Annotated in this window: 16 protein-coding genes and 2 pseudogenes; 10 read left to right on the forward strand and 8 right to left on the reverse strand. The window is 71.7% G+C overall.

Features of this window, described 5'->3' with window-relative positions; all coding sequences use genetic code 11:
- Positions 1 to 8: 8 nt before the first annotated feature.
- On the forward strand, positions 9 to 929 hold the full coding sequence (locus tag ACYVJJ_RS01610) for an ABC transporter permease subunit (protein ID WP_460830562.1): 921 nt from the start codon (positions 9 to 11) through the stop codon (positions 927 to 929).
- Here the strand turns inward: ACYVJJ_RS01610 and ACYVJJ_RS01615 are convergent.
- Together ACYVJJ_RS01615 and yihA are read right to left on the reverse strand one after the other, a co-directional pair.
- On the reverse strand, positions 926 to 1,708 hold the full coding sequence (locus ACYVJJ_RS01615) for a hypothetical protein (protein ID WP_460830563.1): 783 nt from the start codon (positions 1,706 to 1,708) through the stop codon (positions 926 to 928). The two genes, ACYVJJ_RS01610 and ACYVJJ_RS01615, sit on opposite strands and share 4 nt — an antisense overlap.
- Complete coding sequence (yihA, locus tag ACYVJJ_RS01620; protein WP_460830565.1) at positions 1,705 to 2,331, reverse strand: ribosome biogenesis GTP-binding protein YihA/YsxC; 627 nt, start codon at positions 2,329 to 2,331, stop codon at positions 1,705 to 1,707. Before yihA ends, ACYVJJ_RS01615 begins: the two co-directional genes overlap by 4 nt.
- 143 nt (positions 2,332 to 2,474) lie before the next feature.
- Here yihA and ACYVJJ_RS01625 point away from each other — a divergent pair.
- From ACYVJJ_RS01625 to ACYVJJ_RS01645, 5 genes and pseudogenes are all read left to right on the forward strand, one after another.
- A pseudogene (locus tag ACYVJJ_RS01625) lies at positions 2,475 to 3,278 on the forward strand (c-type cytochrome); the annotation flags it as partial.
- Between the two features lie 257 nt (positions 3,279 to 3,535).
- A complete protein-coding gene (locus tag ACYVJJ_RS01630) occupies positions 3,536 to 4,186 on the forward strand; it encodes a thiol:disulfide interchange protein DsbA/DsbL (RefSeq protein WP_460830566.1) in 651 nt (216 codons plus the stop codon).
- A gap of 14 nt (positions 4,187 to 4,200) precedes the next feature.
- Positions 4,201 to 4,926, forward strand: coding sequence for a thiol:disulfide interchange protein DsbA/DsbL (locus tag ACYVJJ_RS01635; RefSeq protein ID WP_460830567.1), 726 nt, complete (start codon positions 4,201 to 4,203; stop codon positions 4,924 to 4,926).
- Positions 4,927 to 5,025: 99 nt separating this feature from the next.
- A pseudogene (locus ACYVJJ_RS01640) lies at positions 5,026 to 5,802 on the forward strand (thiol:disulfide interchange protein DsbA/DsbL); the annotation flags it as partial.
- Positions 5,803 to 5,932: 130 nt separating this feature from the next.
- Positions 5,933 to 6,670: an endonuclease/exonuclease/phosphatase family protein gene (locus tag ACYVJJ_RS01645; RefSeq protein ID WP_460830872.1), complete on the forward strand. Its 738-nt coding sequence runs from the start codon at positions 5,933 to 5,935 to the stop codon at positions 6,668 to 6,670.
- A gap of 36 nt (positions 6,671 to 6,706) precedes the next feature.
- On the opposite strand, the gene ACYVJJ_RS01650 is transcribed toward ACYVJJ_RS01645, so the two are convergent.
- The 3 genes from ACYVJJ_RS01650 to ACYVJJ_RS01660 all read right to left on the reverse strand — a co-directional run bounded on the left by ACYVJJ_RS01650 (position 6,707) and on the right by ACYVJJ_RS01660 (position 11,659).
- Positions 6,707 to 7,576, reverse strand: coding sequence for a hypothetical protein (locus ACYVJJ_RS01650; protein ID WP_460830569.1), 870 nt, complete (start codon positions 7,574 to 7,576; stop codon positions 6,707 to 6,709).
- A 212-nt stretch (positions 7,577 to 7,788) separates the two neighbouring features.
- The gene (locus ACYVJJ_RS01655; protein ID WP_460830570.1) at positions 7,789 to 10,725 is read right to left on the reverse strand and encodes a TonB-dependent receptor plug domain-containing protein; all 2,937 of its coding nucleotides are present in this window, start codon (positions 10,723 to 10,725) and stop codon (positions 7,789 to 7,791) included.
- A 139-nt stretch (positions 10,726 to 10,864) separates the two neighbouring features.
- The gene (locus ACYVJJ_RS01660; protein ID WP_460830572.1) at positions 10,865 to 11,659 is read right to left on the reverse strand and encodes a sulfite exporter TauE/SafE family protein; all 795 of its coding nucleotides are present in this window, start codon (positions 11,657 to 11,659) and stop codon (positions 10,865 to 10,867) included.
- A gap of 99 nt (positions 11,660 to 11,758) precedes the next feature.
- On the opposite strand from ACYVJJ_RS01660, the gene ACYVJJ_RS01665 reads away from it, so the two are divergent.
- From ACYVJJ_RS01665 to ACYVJJ_RS01675, 3 genes are read left to right on the forward strand one after another with little or no spacing between them, the layout of a single operon-like run.
- Complete coding sequence (locus tag ACYVJJ_RS01665; RefSeq protein ID WP_460830573.1) at positions 11,759 to 13,840, forward strand: transglycosylase SLT domain-containing protein; 2,082 nt, start codon at positions 11,759 to 11,761, stop codon at positions 13,838 to 13,840.
- A 41-nt stretch (positions 13,841 to 13,881) separates the two neighbouring features.
- On the forward strand, positions 13,882 to 14,256 hold the full coding sequence (locus tag ACYVJJ_RS01670) for a PH domain-containing protein (RefSeq protein ID WP_460830575.1): 375 nt from the start codon (positions 13,882 to 13,884) through the stop codon (positions 14,254 to 14,256).
- Between the two features lie 2 nt (positions 14,257 to 14,258).
- The gene (locus tag ACYVJJ_RS01675; protein WP_460830577.1) at positions 14,259 to 15,500 is read left to right on the forward strand and encodes a multifunctional CCA addition/repair protein; all 1,242 of its coding nucleotides are present in this window, start codon (positions 14,259 to 14,261) and stop codon (positions 15,498 to 15,500) included.
- 6 nt (positions 15,501 to 15,506) lie between these two features.
- Here the strand turns inward: ACYVJJ_RS01675 and ACYVJJ_RS01680 are convergent, their stop codons facing one another.
- A complete protein-coding gene (locus tag ACYVJJ_RS01680; RefSeq protein ID WP_460830579.1) occupies positions 15,507 to 15,929 on the reverse strand; it encodes a hypothetical protein in 423 nt (140 codons plus the stop codon).
- A gap of 141 nt (positions 15,930 to 16,070) precedes the next feature.
- Between ACYVJJ_RS01680 and ACYVJJ_RS01685 the strand changes: the two genes are divergently transcribed.
- Positions 16,071 to 16,451, forward strand: coding sequence for a VOC family protein (locus ACYVJJ_RS01685; RefSeq protein WP_460830580.1), 381 nt, complete (start codon positions 16,071 to 16,073; stop codon positions 16,449 to 16,451).
- Positions 16,452 to 16,454: 3 nt separating this feature from the next.
- On the opposite strand, the gene rodA is transcribed toward ACYVJJ_RS01685, so the two are convergent.
- Both rodA and mrdA read right to left on the reverse strand, forming a co-directional pair.
- Positions 16,455 to 17,567: a rod shape-determining protein RodA gene (rodA, locus tag ACYVJJ_RS01690; RefSeq protein WP_460830582.1), complete on the reverse strand. Its 1,113-nt coding sequence runs from the start codon at positions 17,565 to 17,567 to the stop codon at positions 16,455 to 16,457.
- Complete coding sequence (mrdA, locus tag ACYVJJ_RS01695; RefSeq protein WP_460830583.1) at positions 17,564 to 19,774, reverse strand: penicillin-binding protein 2; 2,211 nt, start codon at positions 19,772 to 19,774, stop codon at positions 17,564 to 17,566. Before mrdA ends, rodA begins: the two co-directional genes overlap by 4 nt.
- Positions 19,775 to 19,794: the final 20 nt, after the last annotated feature.

Consider the following 19,794-nt stretch of genomic DNA (forward strand, 5'->3'; position numbering starts at 1 on the left):
AACAGCGCATGAAGCGCCTGCTGGTCCACCTCCTCGAGGCGCTCGTCACGCTGTGGCTGCTCGCCACGCTGTGCTTCGTGCTGCTCCGCGCGGCTCCGGGCGGCCCCTTCGATGGCGAGAAGTCGGCGCCGCCCGAGGTACAGGCCGCGCTCGAGGCGCAGTACCGCCTCGATCGCCCGGTCGTCGCGCAGTACGGCGCATGGCTCGCCGATGTCGCGCGCGGGGATCTCGGCCCGTCGTTCCAGTATCCGGACTACCGCGTCGGGCCGCTGATCGCCGAGGCGCTTCCGGTGTCGGCACTCAACGGTGGGCTCGCCCTGTTGCTCGCCCTCGCGCTCGGCATTCCGCTCGGCATCGCCGCCGCGTTGCGCGCGAACGGTGCGATCGACCGCAGCGTGATGCTGCTCGCCGGGCTGGGGCTCGCGGTCCCGAAGTTCGTCGCCGCACCGCTGCTCGTGCTGCTGTTCGCCGTGACCCTGCACTGGCTGCCCGCCGGCGGCTGGGGCGAGGCGCGGCACGTCGTGCTCCCGGTGATCGCGCTCGCGCTGCCGAACATCGCCTACTGCGCACGGCTGGTGCGCGCCTCGATGCTGGAGACGCTGTCGGCCGACTACCTGCGCGCCGCGCGCTCGCGCGGCCTGTCGTCGCGGCGCGTGCTGCTCGCGCATGCACTGCCGCCGGCGTTGCTGCCAGTGATCGCCTGGTTGTCGCCCGCGCTGATCAACGTCGTCACCGGCTCGGCCGTGGTCGAGCAGGTCTTCGGCATCCCCGGGATGGGGCGCTACTTCGTGCAGGGCGCGCTCAACCGCGACTACACGCTCGTGCTGGGCGTGGTGCTGGTCATTGGCGTGCTGATCGTGCTGATCAACGCGCTGGTGGACGCACTTCGCGAACGTATGGATCCGCGGCTGGTCGCCGCGGGGGGCTAGTCCCCGCGCTTCGCGCGGAGCTGCTCGATATAGCGCAATTCGTTCGGCGCGATCGTGTCCGCGGCGTCGAAGCGCATGGCCTCGCGCAGGCGACGCTCGGCCTCGTCGAGCCGCCCGAGTTCGATCAGCACGAAGCCCTGCCCGCGCAGCCCGCGTGCGCGATCACCGTCCTCGTCGTTCGCAGGCGAGAACGCCGCATGGTCGGTCGCCGCGATGTAATGGCGAAGTGCGGCGTTCCAGTCGCGACGCTCTTGGAACACGTGGCCAAGTTCGGCGTGGTACTGCGAATTCATCGGCGCCAGCGCGAGCGCATGGCCCAGCTCGACGGCGGCCTCGTCGAGGCGCGCCAGCTCGACCAGGGCATAGGCCTTCATGTAATGCGCGTCGGACCAGTGGACATAGAGCGCATCGGCAGGCCCGCCGTCGTTTGCGGCCATCGCGAGCACCGCCAGCGCCTCTTCGGGGCTGCGCACGTCGTAGCGGCGACGCCCGTCGGCCGGGTAGCGCGCGCGGTAGGCGGCGAGCACCGTGTCGTACTCGCCGAGTGCGCCTTCGGCATCGGCGCGTTCCATACGGCGACGCGCGGCGAGCAGGCGGTCGAACTGCGCCTGCTCGAAGGCACGGCTTTCAACGCGATGCGCCTCGGTCGCCGCTGCGTCGGCGGGCGCCTCGTTCCGTGCAGGAGCGTCGCGCATCGTGCCGCCGACGGCGGGGTCCTGCGCGAGCGCCGGGGCGGCGGCGAACAGCAGGCTCAGCAGGAGCACACGGCCACGGCTCATGCCGGCAGCTCCAGCCAGCGCGCCACCACCTCGCGCGCCTGGTCGACGCCCTGCTTCGACTCGCCGGAGAAGACCTGCACGCCGACGCTGTCGCCGAAGCGGGACTGCAGCTCGCGCGAGACCGCATGCATCGCCTGCATCTGCTGGCCGCGGCCGAGCTTGTCGGCCTTGGTCAGCAGCGCATGCGCCGGCAGGCCGCGGTTGACCGCGTAGCCGAGCATCTGCAGGTCGTAGTCCTTGAGCGGGTGGCGGATGTCCATGATCACCACCAGCCCCTTCAGCGCCTCGCGGGTGGTGAAGTAGCGGTCGATGAAGGTCTGCCAGTGCGCCTGCAGGTCCTTGGGCACCTTCGCGTAGCCGTAGCCCGGGAGGTCGACGAGGTACTTGGTGGCGGGCTCCTCGTTCTGCTTCGGCGTGAAGTCGAAGAAGACCAGTTGCTGGGTGCGGCCGGGCGTCTTGGAGACGCGGGCGAGGGAGCCCTGCTGGCAGATCGCATTCAGGGCGGTGGACTTGCCGGCATTCGACCGGCCCGCAAACGCGACCTCATGGCCGCCGTCGGGCGGCAGCTGGCCCATGTTGTGCGCGGACAGCAGGTAGCGGGCGCGCTGGAAGGGATTGGACATGCCGCTAGGATCGCACGGCCGTCGCTGAACCGGCCCGCCAGGGTGCGTCCGCGTTGACCGCATGTGCACCGGCCGCCGATAATTCCGCGGTTCCGGCGCCGTCTCGCGGCGCCCCTCTTCTGCAGTTCCCGGAGCTCTCTCGCATGCGCCCTACCCGCGCCTTCGGCCTCGTCGGCCTCGCCGCCCTGGCGGTCGCCGCCGCCGCCGTCGCCCAGAACACGGTCGTGACCCCGGTCCCGGACAAGGCGCCGGTCCAGGTCCAGCCGCTCGCCGGCGCGCCGGAGAAGGCCACGTGGGGCGACGCCAAGAAGGGCCAGGCCAAGGCCGGCACCTGCGCGGCCTGCCACGGCCTCGACGGCAACTCGCCGACGCCGGCCTACCCGCGCCTGGCCGGCATGCCGGAGCGCTACGTCGCCCAGCAGCTCGCGCTGTTCAAGAGCCGCGAGCGCAACACGGGCATGGCCGCGGTGATGTACCCGTTCGCCGACCAGCTCACCGCGCAGGACATGCGCGACCTCGGTGCCTGGTTCCAGACCCAGAAGGCCGGCGCCGGCATCGCCGACGACACGAAGATCGCGACCGGCCCGAATGCCGGCCGTGCCTATTACGAGGTCGGCGAGCAGCTGTTCCGCGCCGGCGACCGCGCGCGCGGCATCCCGGCCTGCATGGCCTGCCACGGCCCCGCGGGCCAGGGCAACCCGGGTCCCGCCTACCCGGCCGTCGCCGGGCAGATGGCCGACTACGCCAAGCGCCGCCTCGAGGAATACCGCGCCGGCGCCGGCGTGAATCCGAACTACAAGAACTTCCACATCATGGCCACGATCGCCAAGGGCCTGACGGACGAGGAGATCGGCTCGCTCGCCAGCTACATGCAGGGCCTGCATCGCCGCTCGAACGATACCGGCGTCGACGCCTCGGCCGCCGCCGCGCCGGGCGCCGCCCGTGCGAGCGCGGCCACGGCCGCCCCGGCGACGATGCCCGGTGGCCCGACCGCCACGCCGGCCGGCCCGGCCGCGGCACCGGCGACGCCCGTGGCGCCGACTGCCGTTCCTGCGCAGACCACCGCGCCGGTGACCGGCGAGGCGACCCCGGCGGCGCCGAAGCAGGGCTGAACTTCGCCCGGCCGACGCGGTCGCATCCCGCGCACTGCTCCCCGACGCCGGACGTGCCCCGCACGCCCGGCGTCTTCGTTTCGAGGCCCGCCATGAACCGTCTGCTCCGCCCCCTGCTCGCCCTCGTCCTCGCCGCATCGGCCTTTGCCGCCGCGGCCGCGCCGAAGCCCACGGCCGCGCCGGTCGAAGGCCGCGATTACGAGGTCATCGCCGACGGTCGCCCGTACCGCCCGGCGCCGGGCGTCGTCGAGGTGGTGGAGGTCTTCGGCTACACCTGCCCGCACTGCGCGCATTTCGAGCCCGCGCTCGAGGCCTGGAGCCGCAAGTTGCCGAAGAAGGCGCGACTCGTTCGCCTGCCGGCGGCGTTTGGCGGTTACTGGACGCCCTATGCCCGCGCCTATTTCGCCGCGCAGGCCCTCGGCGTCGCGGAGCGCAGCCACCGCGACATGTTCGACGCGCTGCATTTCGACGACCTGCTGCCGATCTCCGGCGTCACCGTCGACGAACTCGCGGGCTTCTACAAGGACTACGGTGTCGACCCGGCCCGCTTCGCCGCGGCCTACCAGGCGAAGAGCGTCGACGCGCAGATCGCGGCATCGACCGACTGGATCATGCGCGCCGGCATCGAGGGCACGCCGACGCTGGTCGTCGCCGGCAAATACCGCGTCACCGGCGACACCCAGGACGGCGTGCTGAAGACCGCGCGCTGGCTCGTCGACCGCGAACTCGCCCGCGCCCGCTGATCACTGGAGAGCCCATGCGCCCGAACCGCCTGTTTCCGAGCCTGCTCCTCGCCGTCGCCCTGATCCTCGGCGGCTGCGAGAAGGCCCCGACCCCCGAGCCCACGCCGGCGCCGGCCGCCACGCCGACCGCGCAGGCCGCGCCCGTCGATGCCGCGCTGCCGGGCCCGGCGCCGGTCGCCGGGACCGACTACGTCGAGATCCGGGGCGGCGCGCCGTTCGCGCCGGCGGTGGGCAAGGTCGAGGTGGTCGAGGTCTTCGGCTACAGCTGCCCGCACTGCGCGCAGTTCGAGCCGATGCTCGAGGCCTGGGCCAAGCGGCAGCCGGCGCACGTGAACCTCGTGCGCGTTCCCGCGCCGTTCGGCGGCTTCTGGGTGCCCTACGCGAAGGCCTACTACGTCGCGCAGGAACTCGGGCTGGAGGACGCCACGCACCGGGCGATGTTCGACGCGATCCACGTCGGCGGCACGCTGCCCGCCCCGCCCGCGGTGCCCACCGACGCGCAGATCGCCGCGTTCTACGCCGGCCACGGCGCCGACCCGAAGGACGTCACTGAACGCATGGGCAGCTACGCGATGCAGGCCAAGCTCAAGCGCGCGATGGCCTTCATCATGCGTTCGGGGGTCGACGGCACGCCCACCCTCGTCGTCAACGGCAAGTACCGCGTGCTCGGCCGCAGCGCCGAGGATGCGCTGCGCATCACCGAGCACCTCGTCGCCCGCGAGCACGCCGCGGCCCGCTGAGGCCTGCACGCCGTCTTGTCATCGCGTCGGCACCCGGCGGCTATCCTGTCGCCCCGGGGTCGCCGCCTTCCCCTGTGGACCCGCAAGGAGATCGTCCCGATGCCGTTCCGTCCGACCCCGCTGCGCTTCACGCTCGCCCTCGCCGCCGGCCTGCTGCTGTCGGCCTGCGACCGCGCACCTGAAACGCAGGCCCCGGCCGCACCCGCCAGTGGCGCGACGCCGAGCGCGACCGCGCCTGTCGCCGACCTCGCCAATGCGCCCGCCCCCGTCCGCACGCCCGGGCCGATCGTGCCGCCGCAGGGCCCGGAGCCGGTACGCGGCAAGGACTTCGAGGAGATCCCCAACGGCCAGCCGTTCGAGCCGGCGCCGGGCAAGATCGAGGTGGTCGAGGTCTTCGGCTACGTCTGCCCGGCCTGCGCCGCGTTCGCGCCGGTGGTCGGCCCCTGGGAGCGCACGCTGCCGGCGGATGTCGTCTTCCGCTACGTGCCCGCGCCGTTCGGCCCGGAATGGGATCCGTATGCGAAGTCGCTGTTCGCCGCCGAGCAGCTCGGCCTGCGCGAGCGTGCGCATGATGCGCTGATCGACGCGATCCACGTCTCGCAGAGCATGCCCGGCGAGGGCGATAAGCCCGACGAGCAGGCGATCGCCAACTTCTACGCGCGCTACGGGGCCGATCCGAAGCAGTTCCTGGAGATCATGAACTCCTTCGCGATCGCCACGAAGGTCAACCAGGGCAAGCAGTTCATGCAGCGCACCGGCGTGACCGGCACGCCGACGCTCGTGATCAACGGCAAGTACCGCGTGACCGGCGGCGAGAGCTTCCAGGACCGCCTGCGCATCGCCGAGCACCTGATCGCCCGGGAGCGCGCGGCGCTCGGCGGCGCCGGCGCGCCAGCCGCACCGGCCGCACCGGCCCCGGCGACGACGCCCGCACCCGCGCCGGCCGCAGCTCCGGCTACGGGTGGCTGATACCGCCGCCCCCCAGGACGGTTCGCGCCGGCTGCGGCTGCTGAGCGCGAACATCCAGGCCGGCTCCAGCACGCGCGGCTACCACGACTACATCGCGCGCAGCTGGTCGCACGTGCTGCCGATGGGCGACAAGCGCGGCAGCCTCGACGCGATCGCCCGGCTCGCCGGGCAGTACGACATCGTCGGCCTCAACGAGAGCGATCCGGGCAGCCTGCGCTCGGGCTTCACCAACCAGACGCACTACCTCGCCCAGCGCGGCGGCTTCGCCTACTGGAGCCACCAGCCGAACCGCCGCGTCGGCGGGGTCGCCTCGAGCGCCAACGGGCTGCTCAGCAAGATCGAGCCGGTCGAGGTGGTCGACCATCCGCTGCCCGGCCGCATCGCCGGGCGCGGCATCCTGATGGCGCGCTTCGGCTGCGCCGACCGCCCGCTCACCATCGCGGTCGCGCATCTCTCCCTCGGCGCGGGCTCGCGCCTCTCGCAACTCGCGTTCATCGCCGAGCTGCTCGCGAACGATCCGCATGCGGTGCTGATGGGCGACTTCAACTGCACCGCCGACCAGCCCGAGATGGGCGTGCTGTTCCGGCAGACGCGCCTGCAGCCACCGGCGCACCGCATCGCGACGTTCCCGAGCTGGAGCCCGCAGCGCGCGATCGACCACATCCTGATCGGCGATGGCCTCGAGGCGAGCGACTGCTCGGCGTTTCCCGCCGCGTTCTCCGATCACCTCGCGCTCTCGATGGACGTGGCGGTGCCCGCGCACTGCTTCGACTGAGCACTCCGGCCGCCGCGTGCGTCGTGCGCGCGTGCGTCAGCCGTCCGTCGATCGTGGCTCGGGCGTGGTGGCCCGCTCCACACGCTCGCGCAGCGTGGCGTCCGCGAACAGGTCGCGCAGCAGGCGCAGCTTGTGCTCGAAGCGCGGATCGTCGACCAGACGCAGACGCTCGATCCAGCGCGCGGTCGGCGTGAAATCGGCCAGGTCGATGCCGGTCGCCGTGCGGATTTCCTCCAGCTTGCGCAGGCCCGCATCGAGGCGTGCGAGGCGATGGCGCGTCTCGGCGTCCAGACGCTCGCCGGCGCCGGCCTCGCGGTTGCGCTGCTGGCGCTCGAAGTCACGGCGATGGTGAGACGCGAGCGCGACCAGGTCGTCGGCGTCGAAGCGCGAGCGGGCGCGCATGAGCGAGGCCAGGAACGTGCGCGGGACCGGCTCGGGCTCGCGCAGCGCGGGCGCGACGCGGCGGCGGATCGTGCCGCCCTCCTGCAGCTCCCACAGGCCCCAGCCGGCCGGCAGCTCGGCCTCCTTGACCACGCCCGGCGCGGCGAACAGGCACCAGCGGTCGCAGTAGCGTGCGATGCGATCGGCCTTCTCGGGGTTCTTGAGTTCGGCCAGCCAGTCGCCGCGCGCGCACTTGAACTCGAAGCCGGTGATCTCGAAACCGCGCGAGGAGTAGAGCGACATCACCAGCGCATCGGCGCGCGAGCCGTACAGGCTGCCGACCGCCTCGCGCACCTCGAACAGGGTCACGTACTCGTCGGCGGGGTGCGCGAGCTTCAGGGCGACGCAGAGGTCGTGGCTGGTGAGCTTGCCGGTTTCGGGCACGACGGCGGGATCCTCGCGGCCTGCGGCACCGCCGCGGACCTGCAGTCTGGCCGGTGCGGGTCGCAGGATCCGATACGGCATGCGGCCGGCGGGTGAGGATGCCGCCCCGGTTCCTGCATTGGGACCACCGGGGGCCGCGGTGATGCGTCGCGACGTCGCGCGCCGCCAAGGTAACGCTCGCACGGCCACCGCACGCCGCATGTCCGGCGCGCCAGACGGGCAGCGCTGGCGCCTCGAATGAAAACGGCCGGTGGCTCACGCCACCGGCCGTTCCGTACCTCATGCCGCGTCGATCAGAACCGCAGGTCGGCGCGGATGTACCACATGCCACCGCCCGGCAGGTCGTACGTCGAGCCGTCGAAGCTGTTGAGGTTGCACGAGACGCAGATCGGCGGGTCCTTGCTGAAGACGTTGTTCATGCCCGCCAGCAGCGAGAGCCCCTTCATCCAGTCGACCTTGTAGCCCACCTGGACGTCGTGGTACGTGATCGCGCCGAGGCGGTTCTGGTCCGGGCCGGGATTGTTGCCGCAGACCGCGAAGCCGGCGGCGTCACCGCAGTCCTCGACCAGTTCGCTGATGTGGCGCGCCGTCCACGACGCCGTCCAGTTGTTGCGCTGCCAGGCGAGCGTCGCGTTCGACGTCCAGCGCGGGATCGCACGCGTGACCGGGTCGGACACCAGGCGACCCGGTTCCAGCGGCTGCACCGAGCCATCAGCTCCGCGGGCCTCGTAGCGGCCGACGAACGTGTTCTGCCACGTCACGCTCACATCGCCCCACGAGAACTTCGGCAGCTGCCAGAACAGGTCGAGGTCGAAGCCGTCGGTCTTGATCGAGTCGAAGTTGCCGAGGTAGTTGTCGAAGTCCTGGATCTGGTCGGTCGTCGCATTGCGCACGATGCCGGTGCAGTAGCGCGGATCAAGCGTCTGCACGCAGAGGTCGAGCTGCGTCTGCGGATCCGGCGCCTGGATCGCGCCTTCGATCGAGTGGCGGTAGAACGTGCCCTCGATGTCGATGCGGCGCGAGAACGAGGTGTTCTCGAGGAATGCTGGCGAGAACACGAAGCCTGCCGAGAAGCTGCGCGACCGCTCGGGCTCGAGCGTCGGCGTGCCGCCGGTCTCCACGCCGATCTGCGGATCGAACTGCGTGAGGCCAGGAGCGACGCCGAGCGTCGTGCAGTTCGCCGCGTTTGCGGCGAAGTTCGCGCCCAGGCACGGGTCGACGATGTTCGCGTCGAAGCGCGTGCCCTGCCCGTACAGCTCGCCGATGGTCGGCGCGCGAAAGCCTTCCGCGTAGGTCATGCGGAACATCAGGTCGTCGACGACCTGCCAGCGCAGGCCGATCTTCGGCACGAACTCGCCACCGAACGTCGAGTAGTCCGAGTAACGGCCGGCGAGGTTCAGGTCGAGCTTCTTGCCCCAGCTCGAGTCGGCGAGCAGCGGGATGTTGAGCTCGAGGAAGACCTCGTTGACGTCGTACTCGCCCGACGTCGGCAGCGACGGCACGCCGTTGTACTCGCCGCGCACCGTCTGCGGATCGGGGTCGTACGAGCCTTCGTACTTGCGGTACTCGTAGCCGGTCGCGAACGAGAGCGGGCCGGCCGGCAGGTCGAACAGGTCGCCGGTGAGGTTGGCCGAGGCCACGCTCAGGCGGTTCTCGCTGCGGTCGCGGAAGACCGGCGAGATGTAGGCGAGCATCGCCGGGGTGATGGTGTTGAAACCGAAGATGTCGAGCGGCGTGCAGCCCGGCGTCGCTGCGCAGACCGCGGGATCGCCGAGCGCGATCGCGATGTTGCGCGCGTTGTAGCTGCCGAAGTTCTGCTGCTCGGCCTCGTTGCGGCCATGCGCGATGTTCACGTCCCAGAACCAGCTGCGCTCGCCGATCTCGAACGAGCTCTCCAGGCCCGTGCCGAAGTACATCGTGTCGACCTGCTGCTCGAAGCGGCGCGGGCCGCCCTCGATCGGACGACGACGGATCGTGGACACATTGCCGCCCGGGCGGCCGTCGAGCGTGATGCCGAACGGGTTGAACGGATGGTTCGCCGGGATGACGATGTTCGATGCGAAGTCCGTGCCGGCACCCGGCCCGAGGTCGATCGGCTCCGGTGCGGCCTGGTTGACCGACTCGCGGCGGTTCACGAGTGCACGTGCATACCAGGTCAGGCCCGGCGTGATGTCCATGCGGAACTGGCCGAAGATGCCGGCGCGCTCGTTCGGCGTGAGCAGCAGGTTGAAGGGCGCGTAGTTGAAAGCATCGCGTGCGCCGGACCAGCAACGGAAGCCGTCGGGGCGGTCCTGCCCCGCGTTGGCGCCGGTGCAGCCCGGAAGGCCGGGCGTGAATGCCGGGTTGTTGAGGGTCGGGTCCGACGTGAGATCGTAGGGCGTGCCGCGCGTGGGATCCGCCGGATCGGGGAAGCGCGGATCACGGAAGACGAAGCGCCCGCCCGGCACGCGCGAGCTGCCCAGCGCGAGGCCGGTGCCGAACACGGGCTCGCGCGTGCGCTCGCGGTCGATCGACGCGATCGCGTCCTGGTCCTGATAGCTGGCGCCGACGAACCAGTTGAAACGGTCGCCGGAGCCACCCCAGGCGATGTCGACGCCCTTGGTCTCGCCGTCGCCCGGCGTGTACTGGCCGTAGTTGACCGAGACCTGTGCGCCGTCGAAGTTGCGCCGCGTGATGATGTTGACCACGCCGGCGATCGCGTCGGAGCCGTACAGCGAGGAGGCGCCGTCCTCCAGCACCTCGATGCGCTCGACGACCGCGAGCGGAATCGTGTTGAGGTCGACCGCCGAGCCCACGCCCGAGGCGGAGGACTCGTTCACCCAGCGCTGGCCATCGACCAGCACGAGCGTGCGCTTGGTGCCCAGGTGGCGGAGGTTCACGGTGGTCGCGCCGGCGCCGGTGCCGCCGCCGTCCGGCGGGAAGCCGTCGTTGCCGGAGGCGTTGCGGGTGCGGTTGAAGCCCGAGCCCGCGGCGGTGATCTGCTGGATCACGTCGCCGACCGAGGTCTGGCCGGTGCGCTCGATGTCCTCGCGGGTGATCGTCTGGACCGGCACCTGCCCTTCGACGGCCGCGCGCTTGATGCGCGAGCCGGTGACGGTGACGCTGTCGAGGGCGCGGGCGTCGCTGCCCGTGGCCGTGGCCTGGTCTTGGGCTGCAGCAAGGCCGGGCGCGGCGATGAGCAGGGACAACTGGATGGCTTTCGCCAGGGACTGACGGCGCAACGCTTTCATCGACTCTCTCTCCGTAAGAATTCAAAGCAGGCGCGCCGCGTCCCCTGTGACCACGGCGTCGAGTGGTTGTAAATGTTTCATGAATCCACCACAAGCGCCGAACGACAGGTTTCGGTGTCCCGGCCGATAAGTGACGCCCTCAGCCCGCCGCCAGCAGCGACGCGGCGACGGCGACCAGGAACCCCGCGAACACCCGCTTGAGGTGCGGCCCGGACAGCCGGTGCGCCAGCCGCGTGCCCCACGGCGCCGCAAGCACGGACGCCAGGGCGACCCCGATCGCCGCCGGCAGGTAGACATAGCCGATCGCATGCGCGGGCAGGCCGCCAGCCGGCGCCTGCAGGGCGTAGTCGAGCGCACTGCCGAGGCCGATCGCGATGCCGCAGGCCGAGGACGTGCCGACCGCACGCACCGGCGCGACGCCGCGCGCGACAAGCAGCGGGACGGTCATGCTGCCGCCACCGATGCCGACGATCGCCGAGACCGCCCCGATGGCGGTGCCGGCGGCCGTCATCAGCGGTCCCCGCGGGACCCCGCCGCCGTCGCGCTCGCGGGGCCGCGACAGCATGAGCTGCGCGGCCGCGAGCAGGCAGTAGCCGGCCACGAGCGTGCGCAGCACGTCGCCGTCGATGCGCACCGCGGCACCGCTGCCGAGCCAGCCGCCGAGCAGCAGCCCCGGCACCATCCACGCGACGCTCGGCCACAGCACGCTGCCGCGCCGCGCGTGCGCGCGGGCCGAGGCCGCCGCTGTCAGCACGATGCTCGCGAGCGAGCTGGCAAGTGCCGCATGCATCGCCGCCGCTTCGGGGACGCCGACCAGGGGCAGCAGCCAGGCGAGCGCGGCGACCAGCACCAGCCCACCGCCGACGCCGAGCAGGCCGGCGAGCACCCCGGCGACGAGTCCGAGGACGGGAAAGGCGAGCCATTCGATCGGCATGGTGGGCTCCGTTGAGGGCGCCCAGCCTGCCCGTACGGCAGCCTCGGGGCCAGCGCGCATCACCACGGGACGTTCAGACGTGCTGGCTATAGTCGCGCGATGCTCCGACGCCGCCTCCTGCCCCTGCTCGTCGCCCTCGCCGCGGCGTCCTCCCAGACCGCCTGCGCGCAGACCGTGGCGCCGCCGCCCCGCGCCAGCGTGCCCGCGGCCGTGACCGTCGCGCGCGCCGCGCCGCGCGCGGACCTGCGGCTCGAGCGCGTGCGCGAGGCCCTCGCCGCCGCCGAGCGCGGTGGCTTCGATGCCGCGGCCTATGCCGACCTCGCCGGGCATCCGCTCTACGGCTGGATCGAGTACGCCGACCTGCGCCGTGACCTGTCAGCGCTCGACCGCGCGCGCGCGGAGGCCTTCCTGCGCCGCTACGACCGCCAGGCGGTCGCCAGCACCTTCCGGGCGCAGTGGCTCGCCGAGGCGGCCCGTCGGCAGGACTGGTCCGCCTTCGACGCCGCATGGCAGCCCGGCACCGACGAGGTCGCCCTGCGCTGCGCGCACCTGCAGGCCCGCGCCGCGCTCGGCCGCACGGATGCCGCATGGACGAGCGAGGCCCAGGCGCTGTGGCGCGAATCGGCGAACTCGCTGCCGGGCACCTGCGACGCCGCCTTCGCCGCGCTCGATGCCCGCGGCGGGCTGCCCCCCGCGCTGCGCTGGGAGCGCATCGAGAAGGCGGCCGAGGCCTGGCAGCCCGCGGTCATGCGCGCCGCTGCACGCGGCTTGCCGGCCGACGAGGCGGCGTTGGCGAACGACTACGCCGCCTTCGTCGATGCCGTGCACGAGCGCGCGCTCGGCTGGCCCCGAACCGAGCGCAGCCGCCGCATCGCGTCCTACGGCCTGGCGCGTTTCGCGAAGTCGCTGCCGTCGCAGGCGCAGGCGCAGCTCGCGAAGTACGGCCCGGCGCTCGGCTTCACCGAGGCCGACCGCGGCCGTGTGCTCTACCAGGCCGCTCTGCAGAGCGCGGGCCAGTTCGATCCCGACGCCTGGCAGCACATCAGCGCAGTGCCCGAGAGCGCGTTCGACGACCGCCTGCACGAATGGCGCGTGCGCACGGCGCTGGCCCGCTCGGACTGGGCCGGCGCCCTGGCCGGCATCCGGCGGATGAGCGGCAAGCAGCGCGAGGATTCGAAGTACGTCTACTTCGAAGGACGCCTGGCCGAAAAGCTCGGCGATGCGGCCGCAGCGCGGCGCGCATATACACAGGCGGCGGCGAAGCCCGAATTCCACGGCTTCCTGGCCGCCGACCGGATCGACGCGCCCTACGCGCTGTGTCCGTGGATTCCCGGTGATTCGGCGACCGCGCGCGCGCCGGTCGAGAACGATCCCGCGATCGTCCGCTCGATGGCGCTGTGGCGACTCGACCGCGTCGGTTGGGCGACCGCAGAATGGAACGAGGCCTTCAAGCGCCTGCAGAAGGACCAGCGCGCGATCGCGGTGAAGATCGCGCAGGAAAACGGTTGGCTGGATCGCGCCGTGTTCTCGCTCGGCAAGGACGATCCCGAGGAGCTGCGCCTCTACACACTGCGCTTCCCGCTCGATCACGAAGGCACGATCCGCCGCGAGGCCGCGCGCAACCGGCTCGACCCGGCGTTCGTCGCCGCCGAGATCCGCGCCGAGAGCATCTTCAATCCGAAGGCGCGCTCCGGCGCGAATGCCGTCGGCCTGATGCAGGTGCTGCCGTCGACCGGCCAGTCGGTGGCCAACCGCATCGGCCTGCCGTGGAACGGCGAGTCGAGCCTGCTCGATCCCGACACCAACATCGCGCTCGGCACGGCCTACCTGCGCCAGCTCTACGACTCCTTCGGCGAAGGCCGCAGCTACTACACGATCGCCGGCTACAACGCGGGCCCGGCGCCGCTCAATCGCTGGAAGAGCGCGCGCGGGCATTTCGACCCCGACTTCTTCATCGAGACGATCACCTACAAGGAGACGCGCGACTACGTCGCCCGCGTGCTCGCCTTCAGCGTGCTCTACGACTGGCGCCTCAATGGCGACGCGCTGCGCCTGAGCGACCGCATGGTCGGCCTGACCACCGGTCCGCGCAAGGCGTTCCGCTGCCCGCTCGCGATCACCCCGCCCGCGCCCCCGCCGATGCCCGCCGAGAAGCCCAAGCGCTCTTCCCGCCGGCGCTGAAGCATGCTCAAGTACCGGCGCCCGCCACACGGAGGATCGCCATGGGACTGCTCGACACGCTACTCGGCCACGCCGGCGAAAAGGACGTCTCCAAGGTGCAGGAGGAGCTTGCTCCCCTGCTCGCGCCGGACGAGCCGCTGCGCCGCGCCTTCGGCTTCGTGCGCGACCTGATCGTCTTCACCGACCGGCGCATGCTGATCGTCGACAAGCAGGGCACGACCGGCAAGAAGGTGGACTACCTCAGCGTGCCCTACCGCGCGATCAGCATGTATTCGCTCGAGACCGCCGGCCACTTCGACCTCGATGCCGAACTGACGATCTGGGTTTCGGGCCGCCCGACGCCGCTCACGTTCCCGCTCGGCCGCGGCAGCGGCGCGCGCGACATCGTCTCGGTGATCGCGCAGCACGTGCGCTGAGCATGCGCGTCTACCTCGTCGGCGGCGCGGTGCGCGATCCGCTGCTGGGCCTGCCGCCGGGCGATCGCGACTTCGTCGTCGTCGGCGCCACGCCGCAGCAGATGCTCGAGGCCGGCTACAAGCCGGTGGGCCGCGATTTCCCGGTGTTCCTGCATCCTTTGAGCGGCGAGGAGTACGCGCTCGCACGCACGGAGCGCAAGTCGGGCCGGGGGTACCGCGGGTTCGTGGTCGACGCCGATCCGTCGGTGACACTCGAGGAGGACCTCGGACGTCGCGACTTCACGATCAATGCGATCGCGCGCGAGGTGCGCGGCGACGGCGGCTTCGGCGATATCGTCGATCCGCTCGGCGGCGTGCGCGACCTCGAGGCGCGCGTGCTGCGCCACGTGGGCCCGGCCTTCGTCGAGGATCCGCTGCGCGTGCTGCGCGCGGCGCGCTTCATGGCGCGGCTGGCGCCGATGGGCTTCACCGTCGCGCCCGGGACGATGGACCTGATGCGCCAGATGGCGGCATCGGGCGAACTCGCCGACCTCACCGCTGAGCGCGTGTGGCAGGAGCTGCGGCGCGCGATCGCGAGCGCCAGGCCCTCGGCGTTCCTGCGCACGCTGCACGACTGCGGCGCGCTCGCCGTCGTGCTGCCGGAAGTCGACGCGCTCTACGGCGTGCCGCAGCGCGCCGAATACCATCCGGAAGTCGACACCGGCGTGCACGTGGAGATGGTCTGCGACATGGCGGCCGCGCTCGCACCGGGCGACGACGTGATCGGCTTCGCCGCGCTCACCCACGACCTCGGCAAGGCGCACACGCCCGCGCACGTCCTGCCCAAGCACCTCGGCCACGAGCAGACCGGGCTCGCGCCGCTGCGCGAGCTCTGCGAACGCCTCAAGGTGCCGACCGCGCATCGCCAGCTCGCGCAGGCCGTCTGCCGCGAGCACCTCAACGTGCATCGCTTCGAGGAGCTGCGCGCGTCCACCGTGCACGACCTGCTTCAGCGGTGCGACGGCTTCCGCCGCCCCGAGCGCATCGCGCAGATCGCGCTGGTCTGCGAGGCCGACAAGCGCGGGCGGCTCGGCCTCGAGGATCGGCCCTACCCGCCGCGCGACGGGCTGCTGCGCGCGCTCGATGCGGCCCGTGCCGTGCGCGTGGATACGCTGCCGCCGGGGCTCGAAGGGCCTGCCGTCGGCGAGGCCCTGCGCGCGGCGCGCGTCGCGGCGATCGTGGCGGCGACCGGCAAGAAGCGCTGAGCGGCGTCAGCGGGCGCGCAGCGGTTCCGCCGCCGTGCGTTCGCGCGGCGCGCGCCGACGGAACCAGTAGCGCCACGTCGCCAGTGCGCTGGCCAGGAACGCGCTCAGCACGCCCCAGAATGCGGTGGCGCTCGCCTCGACGTGCAGTGGCCCGGCTTCCGGACGGTCGACACGCCACAGCCGCGCATGGCGCAGCGAGTCCGCGGGCACGAGGTAGTAGCAGGCGTCGTCGACCTGCAGCCCCTGCGGCGTCTCGCGCATCACGCTGCGCATGCCCACCAGTACCGGAGTCCCGTGGAGACCACGTGCCGCGAGCGCGGCGCGGTCGCCCGGTCGCGGCACGGCGACGCCGTAGACCGCAAGGCAGAGCACGAGCGTGAGGTAGGTCGCGGCGAGGTAACCGAGCACAGTGCGGAGGATGCGTCGCATGGGGTCGTCCGGTGTCAGGCGTCCATCCTGCCGGGCCCGGGCGCCTGCGTCACGGTCGCCGGTCACGGACCGCCGACGGGCGGGGCGTCGCGACCGGATCGCGGCGCCACACTGCGCCATTCCCCCAGCGACGGAATCGACATGCGGCGTGTGACCGGCATCGGCGGCATCTTCTTCAAGGCGAAGGATCCCAAGGCCCTCGGCGACTGGTACCGCCGGCACCTGGGGCTCGACGTCGCGGACTGGGGCGGCGCGGCCTTCCGCTGGGGCACGCCGGAGAATCCGTCGGGCACCACGATCTGGAGCCCGTTCGCGGACGACACGACCTACTTCGAGCCCGGCCGCGCATCGTTCATGGTGAACTACCGCGTCGAGGACCTCGACGCGCTGCTCGCCGTGCTGCGCGAGGAAGGCTGCGCGGTCGACGCGAAGGTCGAGGACTCGGAGTTCGGTCGTTTCGGCTGGGTGGTCGATCCCGAGGGCAACAAGGTCGAGCTCTGGCAGCCGCCCGCGGGGCAGTAGTCCTCAGCGACCGTGCACGGGCCGGTGCGCCTGCACCGCCATCACCACGCCCAGGCCCGCGAGCAGCGAGACCGCCGAGGTGCCGCCGAAGCTGAGCAGCGGCATCGGCACGCCGACCACCGGCAGCAGGCCCGCGATCATGCCGCCGTTTACCACCACGTAGACGCAGAACGCGAGGCCGAGCGCGCCGGCGAGCAGGCGCGAATAGCCGTCGCGCGCCTCGCTCGCGATCCACAGGCAGCGCCCGATCACGAACAGGTACAGCGCGAGCACGACCAGCACGCCGATCCAGCCGAATTCCTCGCTGAGCACGGCGAAGATGAAGTCGGTGGTGTGCTCGGGCAGGTAGTTGAGGTGCGACTGGGAACCCTGGAGCCAGCCCTTGCCGGAAAAGCCACCGGCGCCGATCGCGATCTTCGACTGGATGATGTTCCAGCCCGTGCCGAGCGGATCGGATTCGGGATTGAGGAACGTGAGGATGCGGTCCTTCTGGTACTGCCGCAGCAGGAAGAACCAGGCGACCGGCGCGATCGCCGCCACGCCGCCCGCCGCGGCGATGAAGTACCACCACGACAGGCCCGCGAGATACAGCGCGAACGCACCCGAGAGCGCGACCAGCATGCCGGTACCGAAGTCGGGCTGCTTGAGGATCAGCAGCGTCGGCGCGCCGATGATCAGCGCCGCGGTGAGCACCACCGGCAGGCGCGGCGGCAACGGTCGACGGTTGAGGTACCAGGCCACCATCATGGGCAGCGAGAGCTTGAGCAGCTCGGCCGGCTGGAAATAGAAGACGCCGAGATCGATCCAGTGGTTGCCGTGCTTGCCGTCGCCGACGAACAGCACGGCCACCAGCGGCACCAGCGAGACGCCGTAGACGAGCGGCGTCCAGTTGCGCAGCTGCGCGGGCGGCATGCGCGAGAGTGCCCACATCGCCGCCAGCCCCACGCCGTAGCGCGCGCCCTGCGCGATGGCCATCGACATCGACTTGTCGGAAGCGCTGTAGAGCACCGCGACGCCGATCACCATGAGCGCGAGCAGTGCGCCCAGCAGCGGCAGGTCGAGCGTGCGCGTGAGGCGCAGCACGAGGTCGAGCAGCCAGCGCAGCAGGACCTTCATCGACGGGTGCCTGCAGGTTCGGTGGACGTCGGCGGGAGCGGCTGCGCGGGTGCGGGCGCTGCCGGCGCAGCCGCGGCCGGGACGGGCGCCGTCGGCGCGGGACGCGGCGTGCGACCCGGCACTGCAGCGCCCGTTCCCGTCGTGGCCGGGGTCGCGGACGCACCGGACGTCGCCGCCCGTGCTGCAGCGCAGCCCGGCGCCGCAGGCGTGCCCGTGCATGCCGGCGTCGACGATGCAGCGGTCGTCGACGCGACCGCGGTCGCAGCCGTCGTCAGCGGCTTGCCGTCCTCGTCCATGCCCGGCAGCGGCCACTCCAGCGATGCGCCGCCCTGCGGCGAACGCACGACGCCCTCTTCCGGCTCGGGCATCTTGCCGAGCAGCCAGGCATCGAAGACCTTGCGCGCGATCGGCGCGGCGGTGCTGCCGCCGTAGCCGCCATGCTCGACCGACACCGCGATCGCGATGCGCGGGTTGTCGGCGGGCGCATAGCCGACGAACAGGGCCTGGTGGCGCAGGTGGTAGGGCAGTGACCGCGGATCGGTGCTGCGCGCGCGCTCGCGGCCGATCTTCTGCGCGGTGCCGGTCTTGCCGGCCATCATGTACGTGGCGCCGCGCGCCATCATGGTCGCGGTGCCGCCGCCGTGGATCGTCGCGACCATGCCCTCCTGCACCGCGCGCAGGTGGTCGGGGTTGTTGGTGATGCGCGGGCCGCGCGGGCGCGGCATCGGTTTCCAGCCGGTGTTGTAGCCGTCGCGCCGGGCCGCGACCATCCGCAACGGATGCAGCTCGCCGCCGTTCGCGATTGCGCCGGTGCCGCGCACGAGCTGCAGCACGGTCGCGATCCAATAACCTTGTCCGATGCCGGCGATGACCGTCTCGCCCGCGTACCACGGATCCTTGCTGCGCTCGGCCTTCCAAGCCGGATGCGGCACCACGCCCGCGTTCTCGCCGAGCAGGTCGATGCCGGTCTTCGCGCCGAAGCCGTAGCGCTGCATGTAGCCGGCGAAACGGTCGATGCCCATGTCGTAGGCGAGCTTGTAGTAGTAGTAGTTCACCGACTGCGAGATCGACTTGCGCAGGTCCGTGCGACCCGCGCCGCCATGCGCGTCGCGATAGCCGCGTCGCTGCCCGGGGATGTGGAACTCGCCCGTCGAGTACACCGCCGAGTCCGGCGTGTGCAGGCCCGCGTCGACGCCCGCCAGCGCCACGAGCGGCTTGATCGTCGAGCCCGGCGGGCCGCCGCCGAGCACGGGGCGGTTGAACAGCGGGCGCGACGGATTCTTCGTCAGCGCCTTGTAGTGCTTGCTCGAGATGCCGTTGACGAACAGGTTCGCGTCGTAGCTCGGCAGGCTCACCATCGCGAGCACCTCGCCGGTCTGCGGATCGATCGCGATGCCCGCGCCGTCGCGGTCGCCGAAGGCGGTGACCATCGCCTGCTGCAGGTCGATGTCGATCGACAGGCGCAGGTCGGTGCCCGGCTTGGCCGGGACGCGGCCGACGATGCCGAGCGCGCGGCCTTCGACGTTGGTCTCCACCTTCTCGTAGCCCACCTCGCCGCGCAGCAGCTCGTCGTAGGCGCGCTCCAGACCGGTCTTGCCGGTGTGCGTGAGCGCATCGAAGCCTTCGCCGAGCTTCTTCTTGTCGGCTTCGTCGATGCGGCCGACGTAGCCGACGATGTGCGCGGTCAGCTCACCGTAGGGATAGCGCCTGTTGAGGTAGGAGACGAGCTCCACGCCCGGAAAGCGCCAGCGGTCGACCGCGAAGCGCGCGGCCTCCTCCTCGCTCACCCGCATCTTCAGCGTGATCGGCTTGAAACCGCGCGAGGCGCGGCGCGCATCATGGAAGCGCGCGACGTCTTCCGGCGCGAGCTGCACCACGCCGGCCAGCGCCGGCAGCCACGTGGCGGGGTCGCCCGCCTCGCTCGGCGTCACGTCGAGACGGAACGCGGGCACGTTGTCGGCGAGGATGCGGCCCTTGCGGTCGAGGATCAGCCCGCGGCCGGGCACCACCGGCTGCAGCTTGATCCGGTTCGCCTCCGAGCGCGTGGCGAACTCCTCGTGCTGGATCACCTGCAGCCGGAAGTACCAGATCGCCAGGCCCACGAGGGCGAGCACCACGCAGGCGAACGCGATGGCCGAGCGCTGGCGGAAGCGCGCGGCCTCGGCCCCGGCGTTCTTGAGCATGCGCTGGCGGCGCGAGGACACCATCTCAGCGGCTCCGCAGGATG

It is taken from the genome of Lysobacter humi (ex Lee et al. 2017), assembly GCF_054781815.1.